At 62.2% G+C, this 18,885-nt stretch carries 18 protein-coding genes; 9 read left to right on the plus strand and 9 right to left on the minus strand.

Going from position 1 to position 18,885, the window contains the following annotated elements; translation table 11 throughout:
- Nucleotides 1-51: 51 nt before the first annotated feature.
- The 3 genes from AC1DIJ_RS10670 to otsA are packed head-to-tail and all read left to right on the plus strand — an operon-like array spanning nt 52 to nt 3,798.
- Nucleotides 52-1,527, plus strand: coding sequence for a S10 family peptidase (locus AC1DIJ_RS10670; protein WP_477831404.1), 1,476 nt, complete (start codon nt 52-54; stop codon nt 1,525-1,527).
- A 55-nt stretch (nt 1,528-1,582) separates the two neighbouring features.
- Entirely contained in the window at nt 1,583-2,380 is a 798-nt protein-coding gene (gene otsB / locus AC1DIJ_RS10675; RefSeq protein WP_112385206.1) for a trehalose-phosphatase, read from the plus strand.
- A 44-nt stretch (nt 2,381-2,424) separates the two neighbouring features.
- Nucleotides 2,425-3,798, plus strand: coding sequence for an alpha,alpha-trehalose-phosphate synthase (UDP-forming) (gene otsA / locus AC1DIJ_RS10680; RefSeq protein ID WP_112385205.1), 1,374 nt, complete (start codon nt 2,425-2,427; stop codon nt 3,796-3,798).
- Between the two features lie 3 nt (nt 3,799-3,801).
- On the opposite strand, the gene AC1DIJ_RS10685 is transcribed toward otsA, so the two are convergent.
- Nucleotides 3,802-4,704, minus strand: coding sequence for a choline sulfate utilization transcriptional regulator (locus AC1DIJ_RS10685; protein ID WP_112385204.1), 903 nt, complete (start codon nt 4,702-4,704; stop codon nt 3,802-3,804).
- Nucleotides 4,705-4,851: 147 nt separating this feature from the next.
- Here AC1DIJ_RS10685 and betC point away from each other — a divergent pair, with 147 nt between their 5' ends.
- Nucleotides 4,852-6,366 carry a choline-sulfatase gene (gene betC / locus AC1DIJ_RS10690; RefSeq protein WP_112385203.1) on the plus strand — a complete coding sequence of 505 codons (1,515 nt, stop codon included), beginning with the start codon at nt 4,852-4,854 and terminating at the stop codon, nt 6,364-6,366.
- A gap of 10 nt (nt 6,367-6,376) precedes the next feature.
- Here betC and AC1DIJ_RS10695 read toward each other — a convergent pair whose 3' ends face one another.
- From AC1DIJ_RS10695 to AC1DIJ_RS10710, 4 genes are all read right to left on the minus strand, one after another.
- Entirely contained in the window at nt 6,377-7,363 is a 987-nt protein-coding gene (locus tag AC1DIJ_RS10695) for a DUF2955 domain-containing protein (protein ID WP_477831393.1), read from the minus strand.
- 55 nt (nt 7,364-7,418) lie between these two features.
- Nucleotides 7,419-8,528 (minus strand): HlyD family secretion protein, encoded by a 1,110-nt coding sequence (locus AC1DIJ_RS10700; RefSeq protein ID WP_112385201.1) that lies wholly within the window; start codon nt 8,526-8,528, stop codon nt 7,419-7,421.
- Between the two features lie 30 nt (nt 8,529-8,558).
- The gene (locus tag AC1DIJ_RS10705) at nt 8,559-9,089 is read right to left on the minus strand and encodes a transporter suffix domain-containing protein (protein WP_112385200.1); all 531 of its coding nucleotides are present in this window, start codon (nt 9,087-9,089) and stop codon (nt 8,559-8,561) included.
- 87 nt (nt 9,090-9,176) lie between these two features.
- Nucleotides 9,177-10,757: a peptide chain release factor 3 gene (locus tag AC1DIJ_RS10710; protein WP_112385199.1), complete on the minus strand. Its 1,581-nt coding sequence runs from the start codon at nt 10,755-10,757 to the stop codon at nt 9,177-9,179.
- A 91-nt stretch (nt 10,758-10,848) separates the two neighbouring features.
- Here AC1DIJ_RS10710 and dut point away from each other — a divergent pair, with 91 nt between their 5' ends.
- Nucleotides 10,849-11,319, plus strand: coding sequence for a dUTP diphosphatase (dut, locus tag AC1DIJ_RS10715; protein WP_112385198.1), 471 nt, complete (start codon nt 10,849-10,851; stop codon nt 11,317-11,319).
- Nucleotides 11,316-12,212: a GNAT family N-acetyltransferase gene (locus AC1DIJ_RS10720; protein ID WP_112385197.1), complete on the plus strand. Its 897-nt coding sequence runs from the start codon at nt 11,316-11,318 to the stop codon at nt 12,210-12,212. Before dut ends, AC1DIJ_RS10720 begins: the two co-directional genes overlap by 4 nt.
- Here the strand turns inward: AC1DIJ_RS10720 and AC1DIJ_RS10725 are convergent, their stop codons facing one another.
- Nucleotides 12,213-12,662, minus strand: coding sequence for an Lrp/AsnC family transcriptional regulator (locus tag AC1DIJ_RS10725; RefSeq protein ID WP_477831394.1), 450 nt, complete (start codon nt 12,660-12,662; stop codon nt 12,213-12,215).
- Nucleotides 12,663-12,774: 112 nt separating this feature from the next.
- Between AC1DIJ_RS10725 and AC1DIJ_RS10730 the strand changes: the two genes are divergently transcribed.
- Nucleotides 12,775-13,671: a DMT family transporter gene (locus AC1DIJ_RS10730; RefSeq protein ID WP_112385195.1), complete on the plus strand. Its 897-nt coding sequence runs from the start codon at nt 12,775-12,777 to the stop codon at nt 13,669-13,671.
- Here AC1DIJ_RS10730 and AC1DIJ_RS10735 read toward each other — a convergent pair.
- Nucleotides 13,661-14,218 carry a cysteine hydrolase family protein gene (locus AC1DIJ_RS10735; RefSeq protein ID WP_112385385.1) on the minus strand — a complete coding sequence of 186 codons (558 nt, stop codon included), beginning with the start codon at nt 14,216-14,218 and terminating at the stop codon, nt 13,661-13,663. The two genes, AC1DIJ_RS10730 and AC1DIJ_RS10735, sit on opposite strands and share 11 nt — an antisense overlap.
- Before the next feature lie 83 nt (nt 14,219-14,301).
- On the opposite strand from AC1DIJ_RS10735, the gene AC1DIJ_RS10740 reads away from it, so the two are divergent.
- Both AC1DIJ_RS10740 and cysK read left to right on the plus strand, forming a co-directional pair.
- Nucleotides 14,302-14,919: a LysE family translocator gene (locus tag AC1DIJ_RS10740; protein WP_112385194.1), complete on the plus strand. Its 618-nt coding sequence runs from the start codon at nt 14,302-14,304 to the stop codon at nt 14,917-14,919.
- A 133-nt stretch (nt 14,920-15,052) separates the two neighbouring features.
- Complete coding sequence (gene cysK, locus AC1DIJ_RS10745; protein WP_112385193.1) at nt 15,053-16,015, plus strand: cysteine synthase A; 963 nt, start codon at nt 15,053-15,055, stop codon at nt 16,013-16,015.
- A 153-nt stretch (nt 16,016-16,168) separates the two neighbouring features.
- Here the strand turns inward: cysK and AC1DIJ_RS10750 are convergent, their stop codons facing one another.
- A complete protein-coding gene (locus AC1DIJ_RS10750) occupies nt 16,169-17,722 on the minus strand; it encodes a YifB family Mg chelatase-like AAA ATPase (protein ID WP_112385192.1) in 1,554 nt (517 codons plus the stop codon).
- A gap of 178 nt (nt 17,723-17,900) precedes the next feature.
- A complete protein-coding gene (gene gshB / locus AC1DIJ_RS10755; protein ID WP_112385191.1) occupies nt 17,901-18,848 on the minus strand; it encodes a glutathione synthase in 948 nt (315 codons plus the stop codon).
- Between the last annotated feature and the right edge of the window lie 37 nt (nt 18,849-18,885).

The following is an 18,885-nucleotide window of genomic DNA, read 5'->3' on the forward strand; positions in this document are numbered from 1 at the left end:
TCCGGGCTGGACCAATCCGCCGGAGGAGATCATTTGCCGCTTCGCTCTCTCATGCTGACGATCGCGCTCGTCGCATCCCTTGCCGCCGCACCGGCATTGTCCCAGGAACGCCCGGGCGTGCTGAAGCTGCTGCCCGGCGATGCCGTGACCGAGCACCAAGCGACGATCGGCGGCCGCAAGCTGGACTATACGGCAACCGCGGGAACAATCGATCTCTTCGGCCAGGACGGCAACCAGACGGGGGCGATCTTCTACACCGCCTATATCGCCAAGAATGCGGGTACAAATCGTCCAATCACCTTTGCGTTCAACGGTGGACCCGGGGCAGCGTCCGCCTTTCTCCATCTCGGCCTCGTTGGCCCGCGCATCCTCGATTTCGGGCCTCAGGCGCGCGACGGCGCCAATGCCAAGCTTGCCGACAATCCGCAGAGCTGGCTCGACTTTACCGATCTTGTGCTGATCGATCCGATCGGCACCGGGTGGAGCCGGACGGCGAAGGCCGACGATGCCAAGGATTATTACAACGTAGGCTCGGACGCGCAGAGCATCGCCAAGGCGATCGCGCTTTACGTTGCCCATAACAACCGCTCTAATTCGCCGAAATACCTGCTCGGCGAAAGTTATGGCGGCTTCCGCGCGGCGCGGGTCGCGGGTGCTTTGCAGCAGAACCAGGGAATCATCGTTTCGGGCGCCGTCATGCTCTCGCCGCTCATCGAGGCGCAGCTGATGTTCAATGCCGACGAGTTCGCTTTGGGTGCCGCTCTGGAGCTTCCCTCGCTCGCAGCCGCCGACATGGACCGCCGCGGCGCCTTTTCGGAGGATGCGCAGCGTGAGGCGGAAAAATTCGCGCTCGGCGACTATCTGACGACGCTTGCCGGTCCGGAGCCAACCGGCGACACGGCAAAGGCGTTTTACGGCAAGATATCGGCGATAACCGGCATCCCGGAGGATGTCGTCACCCGCAACCGCGGCTTTCTGGGTGACGCCTATGCCAAGCATTCCGGCAAACCCGCCGGTGAGGTGATGAGCCCCTATGATGCGGCTTTCGCATCTCCCGATCCCTATCCCGAATCCGACTATGATCGCGGTGACGACGCCATCCTCGACGGGTTCACCCGCGCCTATGGCGGCGCGTTTTCCGGCTATGCCCGCAACGAGCTCGGCTTCAAGACGGAGATGACCTATTCGCTGCTCGACAGCGATATCAGCCGTCAATGGGAATGGGGCGGACGCGGTGGCGGATCGCGGCTGCAGGCCAGTATAACCGGCGATATCCGCCAGCTGCTGGCGTCAAACCCGTCCTTCCATCTGCTGATCGCGCATGGCTATAGCGATCTCGTCACGCCCTATGGCGTCAGCCGCTATGTCGTCGATCACCTGCCGCAAAGTCTCGCGAAAGACCGCGTCAAGCTGGATGTCTATCGCGGCGGCCACATGTTCTACACGAATGCCGAACAGCGGGCTGCCTTTACGGCCGATGCGAAGGCATTCTACGCGCTGAGCGGCACAGCGCAGCCCGCGGACTAGGCTCTGGTTGGCGCATGAGGGTTGCCGCAGTGCAGCACTGACCTAGATAGACCCCATGTCCTACCAAAAGCAGCCGCTTGTTATCGCGGAGCCGGATGCGGCTTCAGGCGCGGAGTCCATGCTTGCCGCACTTGCCGGAGCGCCGCACGAATGGGCGCTCTTTCTCGATATCGACGGCACCTTGCTCGATCTCGCAGATACGCCTGACGGCATCGAAGTCCCCACCGGTCTCCCGGGCCATCTCGATACTCTCTCGCAAAAACTTGGCGGCGCGCTGGCGCTGGTCACGGGCCGCGGCCTTGCCTACGCGGACAGCCTATTTGCACCGCTCCGCTTTCCGATCGCCGGGTTGCACGGCGCCGAACGTCGCGATGCCGATGGAACGCTCACGACCGCCGCGGCAACCGCGGCCTTTGGCGCCGTGAAGGCTGATCTCGCCGCCCAGACGGCCGGCTGGCCGGGCATCCTCATCGAGGACAAAGGTGCGGCGGTCGCCGCGCATTACCGTCAGGCGCCGGAGCGGGAAATCGATCTGGAGCCGCTGATGCAGCAGGCGCTCGACCGTGCCGGGCCCGGCTGGCACATCCAGCATGGCAAGATGGTGATCGAAATCCGTCCCTCTAGCGCCGACAAGGGACATGCCGTCGAAGCCTTCCTCGCACAGCTGCCCTTCAAAGGGCGGCGCGCCATCGCTATCGGCGACGACGTGACCGACGAGGCGATGTTCCGTGCCGTCAACCGGCTTGGCGGCTTGTCGATCCGCGTCGGCCCGCTTTCGCCTGCCAGCGAGGCGACAGCCTCGTTCCCGTCCGCTGCTGCCGTACGCGATGTGATCGCCCGGCTGGCGGCGTGAACCATTTCAGCATCTAAGACATTTCCTGAGAAAAGGACCCCTTCATGAGCCGTCTCGTCGTCGTATCCAATCGCGTCCCCGTTCCCGAGAAGGGCGGCATTGCGCCCGCCGGTGGGCTGGCGGTTGCGCTCAAGGCAGCGCTCGAAGAGCGCGGCGGCATCTGGATGGGCTGGTCGGGAAATTCCAGCGGCGCGCAGGAGCCGGAAAAGCTGAAGGAAATCCAGCAGGGTAATATCACCTACGCGCTGACCGATCTCACCGATACCGATGTCGAGGAGTATTACCACGGCTTCGCCAACCGCGTGCTCTGGCCGATCTGTCACTACCGGCTGGACCTCGCGGAGTACGGCCGCAAGGAGATGGCGGGCTATTTTCGCGTCAACCGCTTCTTCGCCCACCGGCTTGCGCCGCTGATCAAGCCCGATGACGTCATCTGGGTGCATGACTATCACCTGATTCCGCTGGCAGCCGAGCTGCGGCAGATGGGGTTGAAAAACAAGATCGGCTTCTTCCTGCACATCCCCTGGCCGCCGGCGGATGTGCTGTTCACCATGCCGGTCCACGAAGAGATCATGCGCGGGCTATCGCATTACGATCTCGTCGGCTTCCAGACCGACCATGACCTCGAGAATTTTGCGGGCTGCCTGCGCCGCGAGGGCATTGGCGACGAGCTGGGCGACGGCCGCTTCAGTTCGCATGGCCGGACCTTCAAGGGAGGCGCCTATTCGATCGGCATCGAGACGGCTGCCTTTGCCGAATTCGCCCGCAAATCGGCAACCCACAGCATGGTCAGGAAAGCACGCGAGAGCATCGAGGGCCGCAGCCTGATTATCGGCGTCGATCGCCTCGACTATTCCAAGGGACTGACGCAGCGCATCGACGCTTTCGAGCATTTCATCCTGACAAACCCGGCCCAGCAGGGCCGGGTGACCTATCTTCAGATCACGCCGAAATCGCGCTCCGAGGTGCCCGAATACGAGGCGATGCAGCGGACGGTTGCCGAGCAGGCCGGGCGGGTGAACGGCGCTCTCGGCTCCGTCGACTGGGTGCCGATCCGCTATATCAACCGTTCGGTCGGACGCCCCATTCTCGCTGGCCTGTACCGGCTCGGCAAAGCCGGTCTGGTGACGCCGCTACGCGACGGCATGAATCTCGTCGCCAAGGAATATGTGGCGGCGCAGGATCCGGAGGATCCGGGTGTTCTGGTGCTTTCCCGCTTTGCCGGCGCTGCTCGCCAGCTGAAAGGCGCCCTGCTGGTCAATCCCTATGACATCGAGGGCACAGCCAACGCGCTGGCGCGCGCGCTCAGCATGCCGCTGGAGGAGCGGCAGGAACGCTGGAAAGTGATGATGGATCAGCTCCTCGAATTCGACGTGTCGCGATGGTGCAGGGATTTCCTGACGGATCTGGCGCCTTAGGCTTCACGCGGTCGCGACTTCGGATTGCAGCCACGCAATAAGCCTTCCGGTCTCCTCCGTCATCTCTTTCGGCGGCACCAGCCAGTAGCCGCGGTCCGCGGCCTCGACCATCGGGCCGGCCGCGACCAGCATGCCCGATGCCAGCAGTGAATCGACCAGCCCCATCCAGCCGATCGCAACACCCTGTTCGCCGACAGCGGCCTGCACCACCAGCGAATAGGTGTTGAAGCTGATCTCGCCGGGCGCGGCAGCGGCATTGCGGCTGAAGGCGAACTCGTCAAGATAACTCGTCCAGTCGAACCAGGGCGGCGTCCCGCGGGCATCCAGATGCAAAAGGCGCGCAGCAGAGAGGCGCTCCGGCGTCCCGAGCGGACCGTGCCGCTCGGCAAAACCCGGCGAGCAGACCGGCACGACTTTTTCCGGCAGCAGCAAGATGCCATGTCCGCCAAGTTCGCGCCGGCTTCCGAAGACGATCGCAGCGTCGCTGGCGTCCGGCACGCCCTGTTCGACGAATTGGGTAGCGACGATCTGGATATCCATGCCGGGGTAGAGCTGGCGGAACCCATGCATGCGCGGGATCAGCCAGAGCGACGAGAAGGCATAGTCGGTGCGCAGCCGCACCGTCGATCGCTCCGCCTCGCTGCGAAAGCTGCGCGCAAGGACGTCCACGTCTCCGACGGTGCGGGCGGCGACATCGAAGAGCCTGCGGCCCTCAGCCGTCAATTCGACGCCACGATGACGCCGCTGCAGCAGGCTGACGTTCATCTGCTCTTCGAGGCGGCGGATCTGGTAGCTGACGGCCGGTTGCGTCAGGCCGAGAGCGCGAGCCGCCGCCGAAAGATTGCCGAGCCTGCCGATCTCAGCGAGAATGCGAAGCCATCCGAGATCCACCGGCCGCTCAGCCATAAAAAATCCTTTTGGCAAGCATCGAAAAATTTCAGCTTCACAAGGGTCGTGAGCCGTTGTTGAATAAAATGCTCGAATAGCAGGCGGAGCGCAACGGCCTTCGAAGACCGCGCTTGACCCTGCTCCACATCATCAGGACATGACAGCATGGCGCGCCCGAATATTCTCATCCTCATGGTCGACCAGTTCAACGGCACGCTGTTTCCGGATGGCCCCGCCGATTTCCTGCATGCGCCGCATCTGAAGGCGCTGGCCGAGCGCTCGGTACGCTTCGCCAATACTTATACGGCGAGCCCGCTCTGCGCTCCGGCGCGCGCCTCCTTCATGTCCGGCCAGCTGCCGAGCCGGACGCGCGTCTATGACAACGCCGCCGAATTCGCCTCCGATATTCCGACCTATGCCCATCACCTGCGGGCCGCCGGTTACCAGACTGCGCTGTCCGGCAAGATGCATTTCGTCGGCCCCGACCAGCTTCACGGTTTCGAGGAACGGCTGACGACCGATATCTATCCGGCGGATTTCGGCTGGACGCCTGACTATACCAAGCCCGGCGAGCGCATCGACTGGTGGTACCACAATCTCGGCTCGGTCACCGGCGCGGGCGTCGCCGAGATCACCAACCAGATGGAGTATGATGACGAGGTTGCCTACAACGCGACCCGCAAGCTTTACGACCTGTCACGCCGCCAGGACGACCGGCCCTGGTGCTTGACCGTCAGCTTCACGCATCCGCACGATCCCTATGTCGCCCGGCGCAAATTCTGGGATCTTTACGAGGATTGCCCGGCGCTCGACCCGGCCGTTGCGCCTTTGCCGTTCGAAGAGCTAGATCCGCATTCGCAGCGCCTGCTCGAAGCCTGCGACTACAAGGCGTTCGATATCACGCCCGAGCAGATCCGCCGCGCACGGCAGGGCTACTTCGCCAATATCTCCTATGTCGATGAGAAGATCGGCGAAATTCTCGACGTGCTTGATCGCAGCCGGATGGCAGACAACACCATCATCCTCTTCGTATCAGACCATGGCGACATGCTGGGTGACCGCGGCCTGTGGTTCAAGATGTGCTTCTTCGACGGCTCCGCCCGCGTGCCGCTGATGATCGCGGCGCCCGGCTGGAACCCGGCCAAGATCGACCGCCCGGTTTCGACGCTCGACGTGACGCCGACGCTCGCCGGTCTCGCCGGACTCGATATCTCGTCGCTGAAGAAATGGACTGACGGCGAGGACCTAGCGCCCCTGGCAACGGGAACCGGCAGCCGCAGCCCGGTGCCGATGGAATATGCCGCGGAAGGGTCGATCGCGCCGCTCGTCGGCATCCGCGACGGCCGTTTCAAGCTTTCGCTTTGCGTCAAGGATCCGGCGATGCTGTACGATCTTGACGCCGATCCACACGAGCTGAACAATCTCGCTGAGAACCCTGACTATGCTGAAGTCCTGGCGTCTCTGAAGGCGCAAGCCGATGCCCGCTGGAATCTTGAAACCTTCGACGCAGCCGTGCGTGAAAGCCAGGCCCGCCGCTGGGTGGTCTATGAAGCGCTGCGCAACGGCGCCTATTACCCTTGGGACTATCAGCCGCTGCAGAAGGCATCGGAACGCTACATGCGCAACCACATGGACCTCAACATTCTTGAAGAGAGCCAGAGGTATCCGCGCGGAGAGTGACCCTTCCGGCCTATTGCAGTGCCTTCGGCAGGGCCGCGGCCACCCGGCGTTCAGCCGGCCAAAGCAATGCGGCCATGAACAGACTGTAGAGCGTTGCGAGAATGATATAGCCGATGCGCGTGGCGAATGTTTCCGCCGCCGTACCGGGCAGCGGCGATATTCCCGATCCCAGCACCACGAGGAATATCGTCAATGCACCTGCAAACACCTTGGCGGAAGGCCGCGGCAACACCGCACGGCCAGCGAGTATCAGACTTACCGCGAGAATGCTGAGGAACATAAAAAACAGCGAGTGCCGCAGTGTGACGAAACCAAAGACCACACTCGCCGCAGCGCCACCGAATATGTTGACAAGGATGAGGCCGAAGGCCGCTCTTGCGCCCGCAAGGACATCCAGCTGCATCAGCATCGACGCTACGGTAATCGGTATGACCAGCGCTGTGGCGAAGCGATCATTTGTCAGGCAGATGGCGACAGCGCCCAGCAATATCGCTCCGCTTGCCAGCGCCCGGGGTATCGGTCTCTGGTGATGAATAGCGGGCGGCTGACCGCTGCCAGTAAGTCCGCGGTGGGGAAAGGCGGCGTGCGCTGCCCAGCCCCAGACGATACCCTCGACGATGCCCCCCACCAGCAGCGCGAGGATCGAACTGCCGAGGTCGTAGTGCAGCAATGTCAGAAGCGGCAGCATGACGGCCACGACGAGGATCATGAATGGCAGAGCGCCCGCCCTTCCCGTTGCCTGCGCGAGAAAGCAAAGGAAATAGATCGCGCCAAGGAAGGTGAGGATCACCGGTGGATGATCGGAGGTGACCGCCAGGAACATCTGCAGGCAGAGCCCTGTAAGCGTCACAATCAGCGCCATGCCGAGTGCCTTGCCGAATGGCATCGGCGTGCGATCCGTCAGCAGAAACTGGACGGCGAAGAGCGCGCCGAGAAACGGGATAGCGTCTCCAACGGCAACGGACCAAGTAAACGAGAGCGTGGCGGCGAATGCCACGCGAAGACCTTGCGAAGCCTCAGGCGAATGCCACCAGCGATGACCCGATACGGCGTCAGCTAACATAGGTCAGAACCGAGATGATGCGCATCCACAATGCGCCCAGCGCGTTGGTCACCGGATTGTCGCCGGTATAAATCACCACATTCGCCTGAGCGCCGTAGCGGATGCCCTTCGGCCGCTCGCCGTCGAGAATGAGCCGCACGGGGAAGCTCTGTGGCGTGCGGATCCAGCCGCTCTGATCCGATACTTTCGGCAGGCCCGTATTCGGATCGACATTGCCCTGAGCGACACCGAAACCGACGCTTTCGACATGAGCAGGAAACAGCTTTCCGGGCAGCGCATCGAACAGGATTTCCGCCTTGTTGCCGCTTGCGACATTCTCGAGGCTGTTCTCCTTGAAGTTGGCCGCTATCCAGATCGTGCCGGCGTCGATGAAGGTGATGGCGCTCTGTCCGGTGTTGACAAAGCCACCGACGGACAGCTGAAGATTGGTGACGACGCCATCGGCGGGCGCCAGGACGGTGGTGCGGAGCAGATCGAGTCTGGCCCGCTCCAGCGAAGCCAGAGCGTCCTGCAGCTGCGGGTTATCCTGGCCGGCCGGTCCGAGCTCTTTCTCGGCACTCGCAAGTTCTGCATCGGCCGCAGCTGCTCCAGCCTCCGCCTGCTGGAGCGTGGTCCGCGCCTGGTCCGCCCGTGTCTGCGCGATCACCCCGCGTTTCAGCAAGGCCTCCGAACGGTTGGCCTGTTCCAGCGCGTTGTCGCGTACGGCGCGCGCTTCGACGACTTTCGCCTGGGCGCCATCGAGCGCGGCGATGGAGGCGCCGATCGACTGGCCGACCTTGGCGAGCTGCGCCTCTGCTTGCGCCAGCGCCAGTTCGTACTGTTGCGGATCGATGCGAAACAGCATCTGACCCTTGGTGACCGGGCTGTTGTCGGAAACCGCGACATCCACCACCCGGCCGGAAACTTCAGGCGCGATGCCGACCACATAGGCGTTGACCGTCGCCTGCGACGTTATCGGCGTCCGGCGTTCCATGAAAACGGAAACCGCAAAGGCGAAGACAAGAAACACGAGGACGCAGACCGCGACCCGGCGCAACGGGTTTCGCGCACTCACCGGCGCGGCAACGTCCTGCACAGCTCTGTTGTCCTGCTGATCCATTCGCCCCTCCCGAAATCTCTGCGAGAATGATCAGCTGGTTTGGACGCCCTCAGCGGTGTTTACCGCGCGCGCGGTCCGGACAAACAGGGCGCGGATCTTGCCCCAGAAATTGCCGCCAAGAACGAAGATGCTGGCAATCAGCATGAGATCGCCGAGCAGCTGAAACTCCCAGCGGTTCGGGCGAAAATCCGGCCAGATGTTATCGACATAGGGTTCGAACAGCGCGGAAACGAGCGGCAAGCAGAACATCACGAGGCCAATGACATGGCGCAGCGGACTGACGATCTCGTCTTTCAGCGATGGCAGATAGCCGCCGAGGGTGCGCTTCAATTCCTGGAAGCCGGCTTTGCCCATCACCGCGATCATCACGACAAGGATGATCTTGTTGCCGACGAAGATGGCGCCCGTCAGCGCCGCGACGCGCGCCGGCGGCATTCCGGACATCGCCAGAACCGGGATTGCAATGACCAGCAGCAACATCAGCGCAAAGAGCGCAATGCCACATTTGAAACGCCAGCCGCCACTAGCAGGCAGATTCTCCAGCTCGATATTCGTGCTCACGTTCGCCAGCCCCCCATGGATGAACGATTTACGAATATCTAATGTACATTAGTATGATTGCGCAGTCATCCCAGCATTTCGGCGAGATCACGCTGCCTTGGCGACGTGATATTCCTTGATGGCATCCATCTTGATTGCCGGGAAACGCTCGGCTTCGTAACGAAGCGAGAAGCTGTCCTGCGCCAGGAAAACCGGATCGCCGTCGAGATCGCGGGCGATATCGCCGCGCTTGACGGTCAGGAACTTGTCGAGATCAGCGGCATTCTCCGACGAAACCCAACGGCACACCGAGAAGCGCGACATTTCGAAGGAAACAGGCAGGCCATATTCCTGCTGCAGGCGCTCCTTTAACACGTCGAGCTGCAGGGCGCCGACGACGCCGACGATCGCCGGTGAGCCATCCTCGGGCGAGAACAGCTGGACGACGCCTTCTTCGGCCATCTGCTGTAGCGCCTCCTTCAGCTTCTTCGCCTTCATCGCGTCCTCAAGACGCACGCGGCGGAGGATTTCCGGCGAGAAGTTCGGTACGCCCTGAAAGACCAGCGGCTCGCCTTCGGTCAGCGTATCGCCGATGCGCAGCGTGCCGTGGTTCGGGATACCGACGACATCGCCGGCATAGGCGGTATCGGCCAGCTGGCGCTGCGAGGCGAAGAAGAACTGCGGCGCGGTGAGGCCGAGCTGTTTGCCGGTGCGGGCGAGACGCGCCTTCATGCCGCGTTCCAGCTTGCCGGAGCAGATGCGGGCGAAGGCGATGCGGTCGCGGTGGTTCGGGTCCATGTTCGCCTGGATCTTGAAGACGAAGGCGGTCATCTTGTCTTCGTTGGCATGAACGGTACGGATATCGGCCACCTGGTCACGCGGCGGCGGCGCAAAATCGGCAAGCGCGTTGATCAGATCGCGCACACCCAGATTGCGCAGCGCCGAACCGAAAAAGACCGGCGTCATATGGCCTTCCAGAAATGCCTGGCGATCAAAGGGGCGGCACGCCTCCTTGGCGAGGTCGACCTCGTCGATGAAAGCCGCGCGTTCGTTTTCCGGAAGGCGATCGGCCACGGCCTGCGGGCCATTGACCACGATCGCATCTTCCTTGTCCGATCCGCGCGCCCGGTTTGCGGCGAGGTGGTAAGTGCCGCAGAAGCTCTTCGAGCGGCCGATCGGCCAAGTGACCGGGGCGGTATCCAGTGCCAGCTTTTCCTCGACCTCATCGAGAATTTCGAAGACATCGCGGCTTTCACGGTCCATCTTGTTGATGAAGGTGATGATCGGGATGTCGCGCATGCGGCAAACTTCGAAGAGCTTCAGCGTCCGTGGCTCAATGCCCTTGGCGGCATCGATGACCATGATGGCGGCATCCACCGCCGTAAGGGTGCGGTAGGTATCGTCGGCGAAGTCTTCGTGACCGGGCGTATCGAGAATGTTGAAGACCTTGTCGGCATACTCGAAGGTCATCACCGAAGTGACGACCGAAATGCCGCGCTCGCGCTCGATCTTCATCCAGTCGGAACGCGTCTGGATGCGGTCCTTCTTCGCCTTGACTTCACCGGCGAGCTGAATGGCGCCGCCGAACAGCAGCAGTTTTTCGGTCAGCGTCGTCTTGCCCGCGTCCGGGTGCGCGATAATAGCGAATGTGCGGCGGCGGGAGACCGCCTCGGCGAGTGTTTCGGCCATCGTGTGAATCCTGTGGAATTGCGGGCTATCTAGCGATTTAGGCCGGGCTTTGCAATTGACCTTCGGCGGCCGGACGCAAACTAATGCCCGCATGAACATTCAAAACGACCTCCGCCCGAAGCTCAATCTCGTCCGCCTCGCCAATGGCGAAGGGCTGGACCTGCCCTCCTACGAAACGTCAGGGGCTGCCGGGATGGACCTGCGCGCCGCTGTCGATGACGGCGCACCACTGGTGCTCGCCCCGGGCAAGCGTGCCCTGGTTCCGACGGGTTTCATCTTCGAGATACCTGAAGGTTTCGAGGCGCAGATCCGCCCGCGCTCCGGCCTCGCCTTCAAGAACGGCATCACCTGCCTCAACACACCCGGCACCATCGACAGCGATTACCGCGGCGAGGTGAAGGTGCTTTTGATCAATCTCGGCGAGGAGCCTTTCGAGATCAGCCGCGGCATGCGGATCGCCCAGATGATCATTGCGCCGATGACCCAGGTACGCGTTGCCGAGATCACCGAGACGAGCACAACCGCACGCGGCGCCGGTGGTTTCGGCTCCACCGGCGTATGAGCGCAGCGCCTGACACGACAGGTCTGACCTTCCGGCAGGACTATTTTGCCGACCACGCCGCCTGGCGGGCGCTGGTTTCGCTTCTCCAAGACACATTCGGCATCGATATCGGCCCATTGATGGAGCTCGGCGGGCCTGATCCATCCAGCATGCCCTTCGGCTGGTTTGCCGAAGACGGGACGCTGGCCGCCAATCTTTCGGCCTTCGCCATGCCTATCGTCGTCAATGACCGCCGGATCAATGCAGCCGGCCTGCAATCCGGTGCAGTGCGGCCGCCCTGGCGCGGTCGCGGGCTGTATCGCGATGTGACGAAGAAGGCACTCGATTGGTGCTCGGTTCAGGGCTTCGAGGCCATCGTGCTCTATACGGACAAGCCTGCGCTCTATGAGCCCTACGGCTTCCGGACATTGCCGATGCACAGCTTCGAGAGTGATGCGCCGAAACCGGATGGCGCCGCTGACGCAAGGACGCTCGATCCCAGGCTCGCCGCTGATCTCGCCCTGCTCCAGGATCTGCTGGCGCGGCGGGAGCCGGTGTCCGACACATTGGCCGTCGCCGGCAGCCCGGCGATGTTTCTGATCAATACGCAGCTCGATCCCGATGTGCGGCTGACATTCATCGAGAAGCTCAATGTGGTCATTGCCTGGAAGCTCGATGGCGAGCGCTTTATTTTGCTCGATGTGCTCGCGTCCTCGATCCCTTCCCTCGCTGCCATTCTCGGCGGGCTCGGCATCAAGCCTTCACGCGCCGAAATCCTGTTCAGGCCCGATAAGCTTGGCTGGAACGGCGCGCCGCTGCCGTCTTCTTCATACGGGACGCATTTCATGATCCGCGGACTGGACGGCCTCGATCTGCAGGGCCCCGCCATGCTCTCGCCGATGGCGGATTTCTGATTAAACCGGCGGCAGGCGGCGCTTGACCGGCGACGACTTGATCATCGACGTGTTGGTTTCGGCGCGCTCCGCAATCTTGTCGAGGATGCCATCCAGCTCTCCCATTGAGCGCACGACGAGGCGGGCGATGAAGCAGTCGTCGCCCGTCACCTTGTCGCATTCGATGAATTCAGGGGTTTCCTGGATCAGCTTCTCGACGATATGCAGCTGCCCCGGCAACGGGCGGACGCGGACGATCGCCTGCAGCGGATAGCCGAGTGCCGCCGGATCGATATCGATGGTGAAAGCCCTGACGATGCCGCGTTCCTCCAGCCGGCGCAGCCGCTCGGCGGCACTCGGCGAAGACATACCGGCGGCCTGCGCGAGCTCCTTCAGCGAGAGGCGTGCATTGACGGCGAGCGCATCCAGCAGCTTCTGGTCCGGTTCGTCGATTCTGTCGGAATTAGCCACAAAGCTCCTTTCACCTAAAATTATTAGGCAAGACGCTTCCATTCTGTTTTACACGATATAGAGACGGCAGCGTTTGCGCAATAATCTGCGCCTTGATCAAGGGAGAATTGCGATGCAGAGCGAGATCAGGCGGGGAAGCGCGGAAATGACGGCGGCAATGCTGATTTCGGGCAGCATCGGCTGGTTCGTTATCATGTCAGGGCAGCCGGTTGGCAATGTCGTATTCTGGCGCTGCCTGTTCGGGGCCATTAGCCTGCTTGTCATCTGCGCGGTGCTCGGGCTTCTCAATCCTCGCCTGCTGTCGCTGAAGAGTTTTGGCATCGCCGTTTTCGGCGGCGTCGCCATCGTGCTGAACTGGCTGATGCTTTTTGCTTCCTATTCGCATGCGTCGATTTCGATCGCCACCACTGTTTACAATACCCAGCCGTTCATGCTGCTGGCGCTGGGAGCGGCCTTTCTCGGCGAGAAGATCACCGGCACGAAGCTGTTCTGGCTCGGGCTCGCCTTCGCGGGCATGGAGACGATCGTCGAGGCCAAGCCGGATAGCGGCGCGATCAGCGGCAGCTACGGCATGGGGATCGCGCTGGCGCTCGGCGCCGCCTTCTTCTACGCGCTGGCGGCACTGGCTGCCAAATGGCTGAAAGGCACGCCGCCGCATCTGATCGCCCTCATCCAGGTTTCGACCGGCATTATTATGCTGGCGCCCTTCGCCGATTTTTCCGCCATGCCTACGGCGGCGGGGACTTGGTCGCTGCTGGTGACCATCGGTGTCGTCCACACCGGGTTGATGTATGTGCTGCTCTATGGCGCGATCCAGAAGCTGCCGACGCATCTCACCGGTGCGCTGTCCTTCATCTATCCGATTGCCGCAATCGCGGTTGATCGCATCGCCTTCGGCCACGCGCTGCAGCCCCTGCAGGTGGTAGGAGCGGCGATCATACTGCTTGCCGCTGCGGGCATGAATCTCGGCTGGACGCCGGGGCGCTTTCTGCGCGTGGTCAGAAGCTGACCTCGGCGGCCTTTGACAATCCGACGCCGTGAGAGCCGGCACCGAATCCCCAGAGAACCATGTTGTGATGCGCGATGATCTGCTCGAAGCCAAGTGCTCCGATATCGCCGCTCATGTGACCGTCCGTGATTAACGTCACATCGAAGCCGAGGGAGACGGCGCGGCGAACCGATGTGTCGATGCAAAAGGGCGTGACGCAGCCGCCGATGACGAGATGGGTAATACCGCGCTTGCGCAGCTCAGCTTCCAGTGGCGTCTCGAAGAAGGCATCGCAAGCCTGCTTGTTGATCAGCAGCTCGCCAGGCGCAGGCACCACTTCCGCCCTGATTTCCCAACCCTTGCTGCCCTTGGCGATCGGATCGCCTTCGGCTTCGTCATGCTGGACGATGATAACAGGGACAGCTTCCGATCGCGCTTTTGCGAGCACGGCTGCGAGCCGCCTGGTCACCGCATCGTAGGCTTCCTGGATCGCCGGTGCACGCTCTTTCGCACCCATGCCTTCCAGCACGGCATTCTGCACGTCGATCAGCAGCAAGGCCTTGGACATTTCATCCCCCATGACGTCATTTTCGAAGTCGCTTGAAAGCCATTTCGCACAGACGTAAATAGGCGGCAATCAGGGAGAGACAAATGACGATTGCAGCGCTCATTGCCTATAGCGGCGCACTGTTCATTGCAGCAGCCATTCCGGGACCGGGTATCACGGCGATCGTGGCGCGGGCGCTTGGCTCGAACTTCCGCGAGACCTTCTTCATGGGTCTCGGCCTGGTGCTGGGTGACATGACATATCTGACGGCGGTCATCCTCGGCCTCGCCTTCGTGGCGCAGGCCTTCACCGAGATCTTCCTGGTCATCAAGTTCGCAGGCGTGATCTATCTCTGCTACATCGCCTACAAGCTCTGGACATCGGGGCTTCTGCCGCAGGATATCGCCGCGCGCAAATCGAGCAGCATGGGCATGTCTTTTCTTTCGGGCCTGCTCGTAACCCTCGGCAATCCGAAAACGATGCTCTTCTATGTGGCATTGGTGCCGACGCTGATCGATATCCACACCATCGGCCTGCGCGAGTATGGCCTGCTGCTGGCCGCGACCTTTATCGTTCTGCTGACGGTGCTGATCCCCTATATGCTGCTGGCAACCCGTGCCCGCAGCATGCTGAAGCAGCCGCGCGCATTGCAGGCCTTGAACCGGACGGCGGCCGGCATTCTGGCGGGCACCGCAGCCTTTATCGCCACCCGCGCGGCCTGAAAAATTCATCCGTCAAACGGCGGTTTTCAAAGGATTTTTTCTCTGGCTTGCCACTCCCGCGCGTGAGGGCGGTCTGGTCTGGCGCCCGCTTTGACCCTATTCTCTGAGCAACACATTTCAAGGGAGAGCACTCATGTCGAAAAAACCGGGCCGCGGCCGCATCTACTCGTCGATCACCGAAACCATCGGCGATACGCCGATTGTGCGCCTCGACAAGCTTGCCAAGGAAAAGGGCGTGAAGGCCAACCTGCTGGCAAAGCTCGAGTTCTTCAACCCGATCGCCTCGGTCAAAGACCGTATCGGTGTGGCGATGATCGAGAGCCTGGAAGCACAGGGCAAGATCTCGCCCGGCAAGACGACGCTGATCGAGCCGACCTCCGGCAATACCGGTATCGCGCTTGCTTTTGCCGCCGCCGCCAAGGGCTACAAGCTGATCCTGACGATGCCGGAAACCATGTCCGTCGAGCGCCGCAAGATGCTGGCGCTGCTTGGCGCCGAGCTGGTGCTGACCGAGGGGCCGAAGGGGATGAAGGGCGCGATCGCCAAGGCCGAGGAACTGGCCTCGACTCTGCCTGACGCCATCATTCCGCAGCAGTTCGAAAACCCGGCCAACCCGGAAATCCATCGCAAGACGACGGCAGAGGAAATCTGGAATGATACCGATGGCGCCGTCGACATCTTCGTTTCCGGCATCGGCACCGGCGGCACGATTACCGGCGCTGGACAGGTGCTGAAGTCGAAGAAGCCCGGCATCAAGGTCATCGCTGTCGAGCCGGAAGAATCGCCCGTGCTTTCGGGCGGCCAGCCCGGACCGCACAAGATCCAGGGCATCGGCGCCGGCTTTGCGCCCGCCATTCTCGACACCAAGATCTACGACGAGGTCGTCACCATCAATAGCGCATTGGCCATGGAAACCGCCCGTCTGGTCGCCAGGCTCGAAGGCGTGCCGGTCGGCATTTCGTCCGGTGCTGCGCTCGCAGCCGCCATCAAGGTCGGCAGCCGCGAAGAAAATGCCGGCAAGACCATCGTGGTGATTATCCCGTCCTTTGCCGAGCGCTATCTCTCGACGGCGCTATTTGATGGGCTCGGGAGCTGATCAGCGAATAGCGAATAGCGAATAGCGAATAGCGAATAGCGAATAGCGAATAGCGAATAGCGAATAGCGAATAGCGAATAGCGAATAGCGAATAGCGAATAGCGAAGCTTGCTCGGCCCTAAGTGCTCAAGCAAGCTTTTCTTTTTCTATTCGCTACTCACTATTCGCTTCCCTTCGTGCTGCAGCCGTCAGCCGCTCGCCTGCGATCCTATAGGAGATCGCTTCAGCCAGATGGATACGGCCAACCGTTGTCTTTCCATCGAGATCGGCCAGCGTGCGCGCGACTTTCAGAACGCGATGATAGCCGCGGGCGGAGAAGCGCATCTTCTCGGCCGCATCCCGCAACAGCTGCAAGCCGCCGGCATCCGGCTCGGCGTATTTCTCGATGAGCGCCGTCGAGCAGCGCGCGTTGGTGACGATGCCGCCGAGACCTGCAGCGATGAACCTGTCGGCCTGCAAGTCTCGCGCCCGCGCAACGCGGGCCGCCACCGTGCCGCTCGCCTCAGCCGGCATCGGCCGGATGAGGTCGGTGGCGGAGACGGCAGGCACGTCGATGCGGATATCAATGCGATCCATCAGCGGGCCGGAGATCCGCCCCTGATAGTCGGACTGGCAGCGCGGCCCGCGGGCGCAGCTGTGGCCGGGCTCTCCAGCCATGCCGCAACGGCAGGGGTTCATGGCGGCGACAAGCTGGATACTGGCCGGATAGGAAACACGGTGATTGGCGCGGGCGATGATGCATTCGCCGGTTTCCAGCGGCTGACGCAATGCATCGAGCGCCTGCGGCGAGAATTCCGGAAACTCATCGAGAAAGAGGACGCCGTGATGGGCAAGCGACGCCTCACCGGGCCTCGCCCGCAGACCGCCGCCGACCATGGCGGCCATGGTCGCTGAGTGGTGCGGGGTGCGGAATGGACGGCGATCGGAAAGCTTGCCGCCGGAGAGCTGCCCGGCGATCGAGTGAATCATCGAGACCTCGAGTAGCTCGGCAGCCGAAAGCGGCGGCAGGATCGACGGCAGCCGCGCGGCGAGCATCGATTTTCCCGAACCGGGAGGCCCAACCATCAGCAGATTATGATTCCCGGCAGCGGCGACCTCGAGCGCGCGCTTGGCGCTTTCCTGACCCTTGATATCGGCAAGATCGGGCAGGTTGGCGGCGTTGGCGCGGATCGACGGCTCGGGGCGCGACAGGACCTGCGTGCCGCGGAAATGATTGGCGAGCGCGATCAGGCTTCTCGGCGCCAGAATATCGAGGCCGGCCCCGGCCCATGCCGCTTCCGGGCCACTGTCGGCCGGGCAGATCAGGCCTTTGCCAAGGCCGTTGGCACCGATCGCCGCCGGAAGCGCACCGGCAACGGGAGCAATCGTGCCATCCAGATTGAGTTCGCCGAGCACGACATAATCCGCCAGCGCATCGCCCGGAATGGCGCCGAGCGCCGCCATCAGGCCGAGCGCGATCGGCAGATCGAAATGCGAGCCTTCCTTTGGAAGATCGGCGGGTGCCAGATTGACGGTGACCCGCTTGGCCGGAAGCGCCAGCCCCAACGCATGAAGGGCCGCCTGAACCCGCTCGCGGCTTTCCGCTACGGCCTTGTCGGGAAGACCGACGATCTGCATGCCGACCTTGCCCGGAGCGACCATCACCTGGACCTCGACCGGCACGCCCTCAATGCCCTGAAATGCAACCGTACTGACGCGCGCGACCATGCCCCCTGCCCCCGCAACCAACTACATCGCGTTTTACGACCCATCATGGCCGTCAATTGCAATCTGGCATGGAAAACAGAATAAAACAAGAACAATAAACGAACAGATTCCCGCAACCGCTGCGTTCAGGTTGCAGCGGGTTGTATCGGGCCGTCAAAATGAGAACAAAACACCCGTTTTAGGGACGCTTGCGCTCGATGGCATCCCAGAGAAGACTGGCAATATCGGCGCCGCCGAACTTGGCGACTTCGCGTAAGCCGGTCGGAGAGGTAACGTTGATCTCCGTCATGTAGTCACCGATGACGTCGATGCCGACGAGCAGGAACCCGCGCTGCTTCAGAGCCGGGCCGATGCGCTTGCAGATTTCCTTCTCGCGCGCGGTCAGCTCGGTCGCCTCGGCGCGGCCGCCGACATGCATGTTTGAGCGGCTGTCATGCTCGGCCGGAACGCGGTTGATGGCGCCGACAGGCTCGCCATCGACAAGGATGATCCGCTTGTCGCCCTTGCGCACGTCCGGCAGGTATTGCTGAGCGATGAAGGGCTCGCGGAACAGCTGGCCGAACATTTCGAGCAGCGAGGAGAGGTTGCGGTCGTCCTTGGTCGAATGGAAGACACCGGCGCCGCCATTGCCGTAGAGCGGCTTGAGGATGATATCGCCCATTTCATCGCGGAAGCGGCGGATTTCAGCGGCATCCTTGGTGATCAGCGTCTTCGGCATCAGATCGGCGAATTCGGTGACGAAAATCTTTTCCGGCGAGTTGCGCACCCAGGCCGGATCGTTGACGACGAGCGTCTTCGGGTGGATGCGCTCAAGCAGATGCGTGGAGGTGATATAGGCCATGTCGAAGGGCGGATCCTGACGCAGCAGGACGACATCCATGGTCGAGAGATCGATGCGCTCGGGCACGCCGAGCTCGAAATGGTCGCCCTTGACGTCGCGCAGGATCATAGGCTCGACCGAGGCAAAGACCTGGCCATCGCGGAAACTCAGACGATCCGGCGTGTAGTGAAAGAGCTTGTAGCCCCGGGTCTGTGCCTCGAGACTCATGGCGAAGGTGGAATCGCCTGCGATGTTGATGCCCGAAACATGGTCCATCTGGACCGCTACGTTCTTGATCTTGGCCATTTCCGTCCCTCACTGAATGCCGGACAGATGTAGGTCG

The organism is Rhizobium sp. 10N427 (genome assembly GCF_056394605.1).

Excerpts from the sequence above, each read along its gene's own strand:
- AC1DIJ_RS10670 (WP_477831404.1), top strand. The coding sequence starts at position 52 with ATGCTGACGATCGCGCTCGTCGCATCCCTTGCCGCCGCACCGGCATTG.
- otsB (WP_112385206.1), top strand. The coding sequence starts at position 1,583 with ATGTCCTACCAAAAGCAGCCGCTTGTTATCGCGGAGCCGGATGCGGCT.
- otsA (WP_112385205.1), top strand. The coding sequence starts at position 2,425 with ATGAGCCGTCTCGTCGTCGTATCCAATCGCGTCCCCGTTCCCGAGAAG.
- AC1DIJ_RS10685 (WP_112385204.1), bottom strand. The coding sequence starts at position 4,704 with ATGGCTGAGCGGCCGGTGGATCTCGGATGGCTTCGCATTCTCGCTGAG.
- betC (WP_112385203.1), top strand. The coding sequence starts at position 4,852 with ATGGCGCGCCCGAATATTCTCATCCTCATGGTCGACCAGTTCAACGGC.
- AC1DIJ_RS10700 (WP_112385201.1), bottom strand. The coding sequence starts at position 8,528 with ATGGATCAGCAGGACAACAGAGCTGTGCAGGACGTTGCCGCGCCGGTG.
- AC1DIJ_RS10710 (WP_112385199.1), bottom strand. The coding sequence starts at position 10,757 with ATGGCCGAAACACTCGCCGAGGCGGTCTCCCGCCGCCGCACATTCGCT.
- dut (WP_112385198.1), top strand. The coding sequence starts at position 10,849 with ATGAACATTCAAAACGACCTCCGCCCGAAGCTCAATCTCGTCCGCCTC.
- AC1DIJ_RS10720 (WP_112385197.1), top strand. The coding sequence starts at position 11,316 with ATGAGCGCAGCGCCTGACACGACAGGTCTGACCTTCCGGCAGGACTAT.
- AC1DIJ_RS10730 (WP_112385195.1), top strand. The coding sequence starts at position 12,775 with ATGCAGAGCGAGATCAGGCGGGGAAGCGCGGAAATGACGGCGGCAATG.
- AC1DIJ_RS10735 (WP_112385385.1), bottom strand. The coding sequence starts at position 14,218 with ATGTCCAAGGCCTTGCTGCTGATCGACGTGCAGAATGCCGTGCTGGAA.
- AC1DIJ_RS10740 (WP_112385194.1), top strand. The coding sequence starts at position 14,302 with ATGACGATTGCAGCGCTCATTGCCTATAGCGGCGCACTGTTCATTGCA.
- cysK (WP_112385193.1), top strand. The coding sequence starts at position 15,053 with ATGTCGAAAAAACCGGGCCGCGGCCGCATCTACTCGTCGATCACCGAA.
- AC1DIJ_RS10750 (WP_112385192.1), bottom strand. The coding sequence starts at position 17,722 with ATGGTCGCGCGCGTCAGTACGGTTGCATTTCAGGGCATTGAGGGCGTG.
- gshB (WP_112385191.1), bottom strand. The coding sequence starts at position 18,848 with ATGGCCAAGATCAAGAACGTAGCGGTCCAGATGGACCATGTTTCGGGC.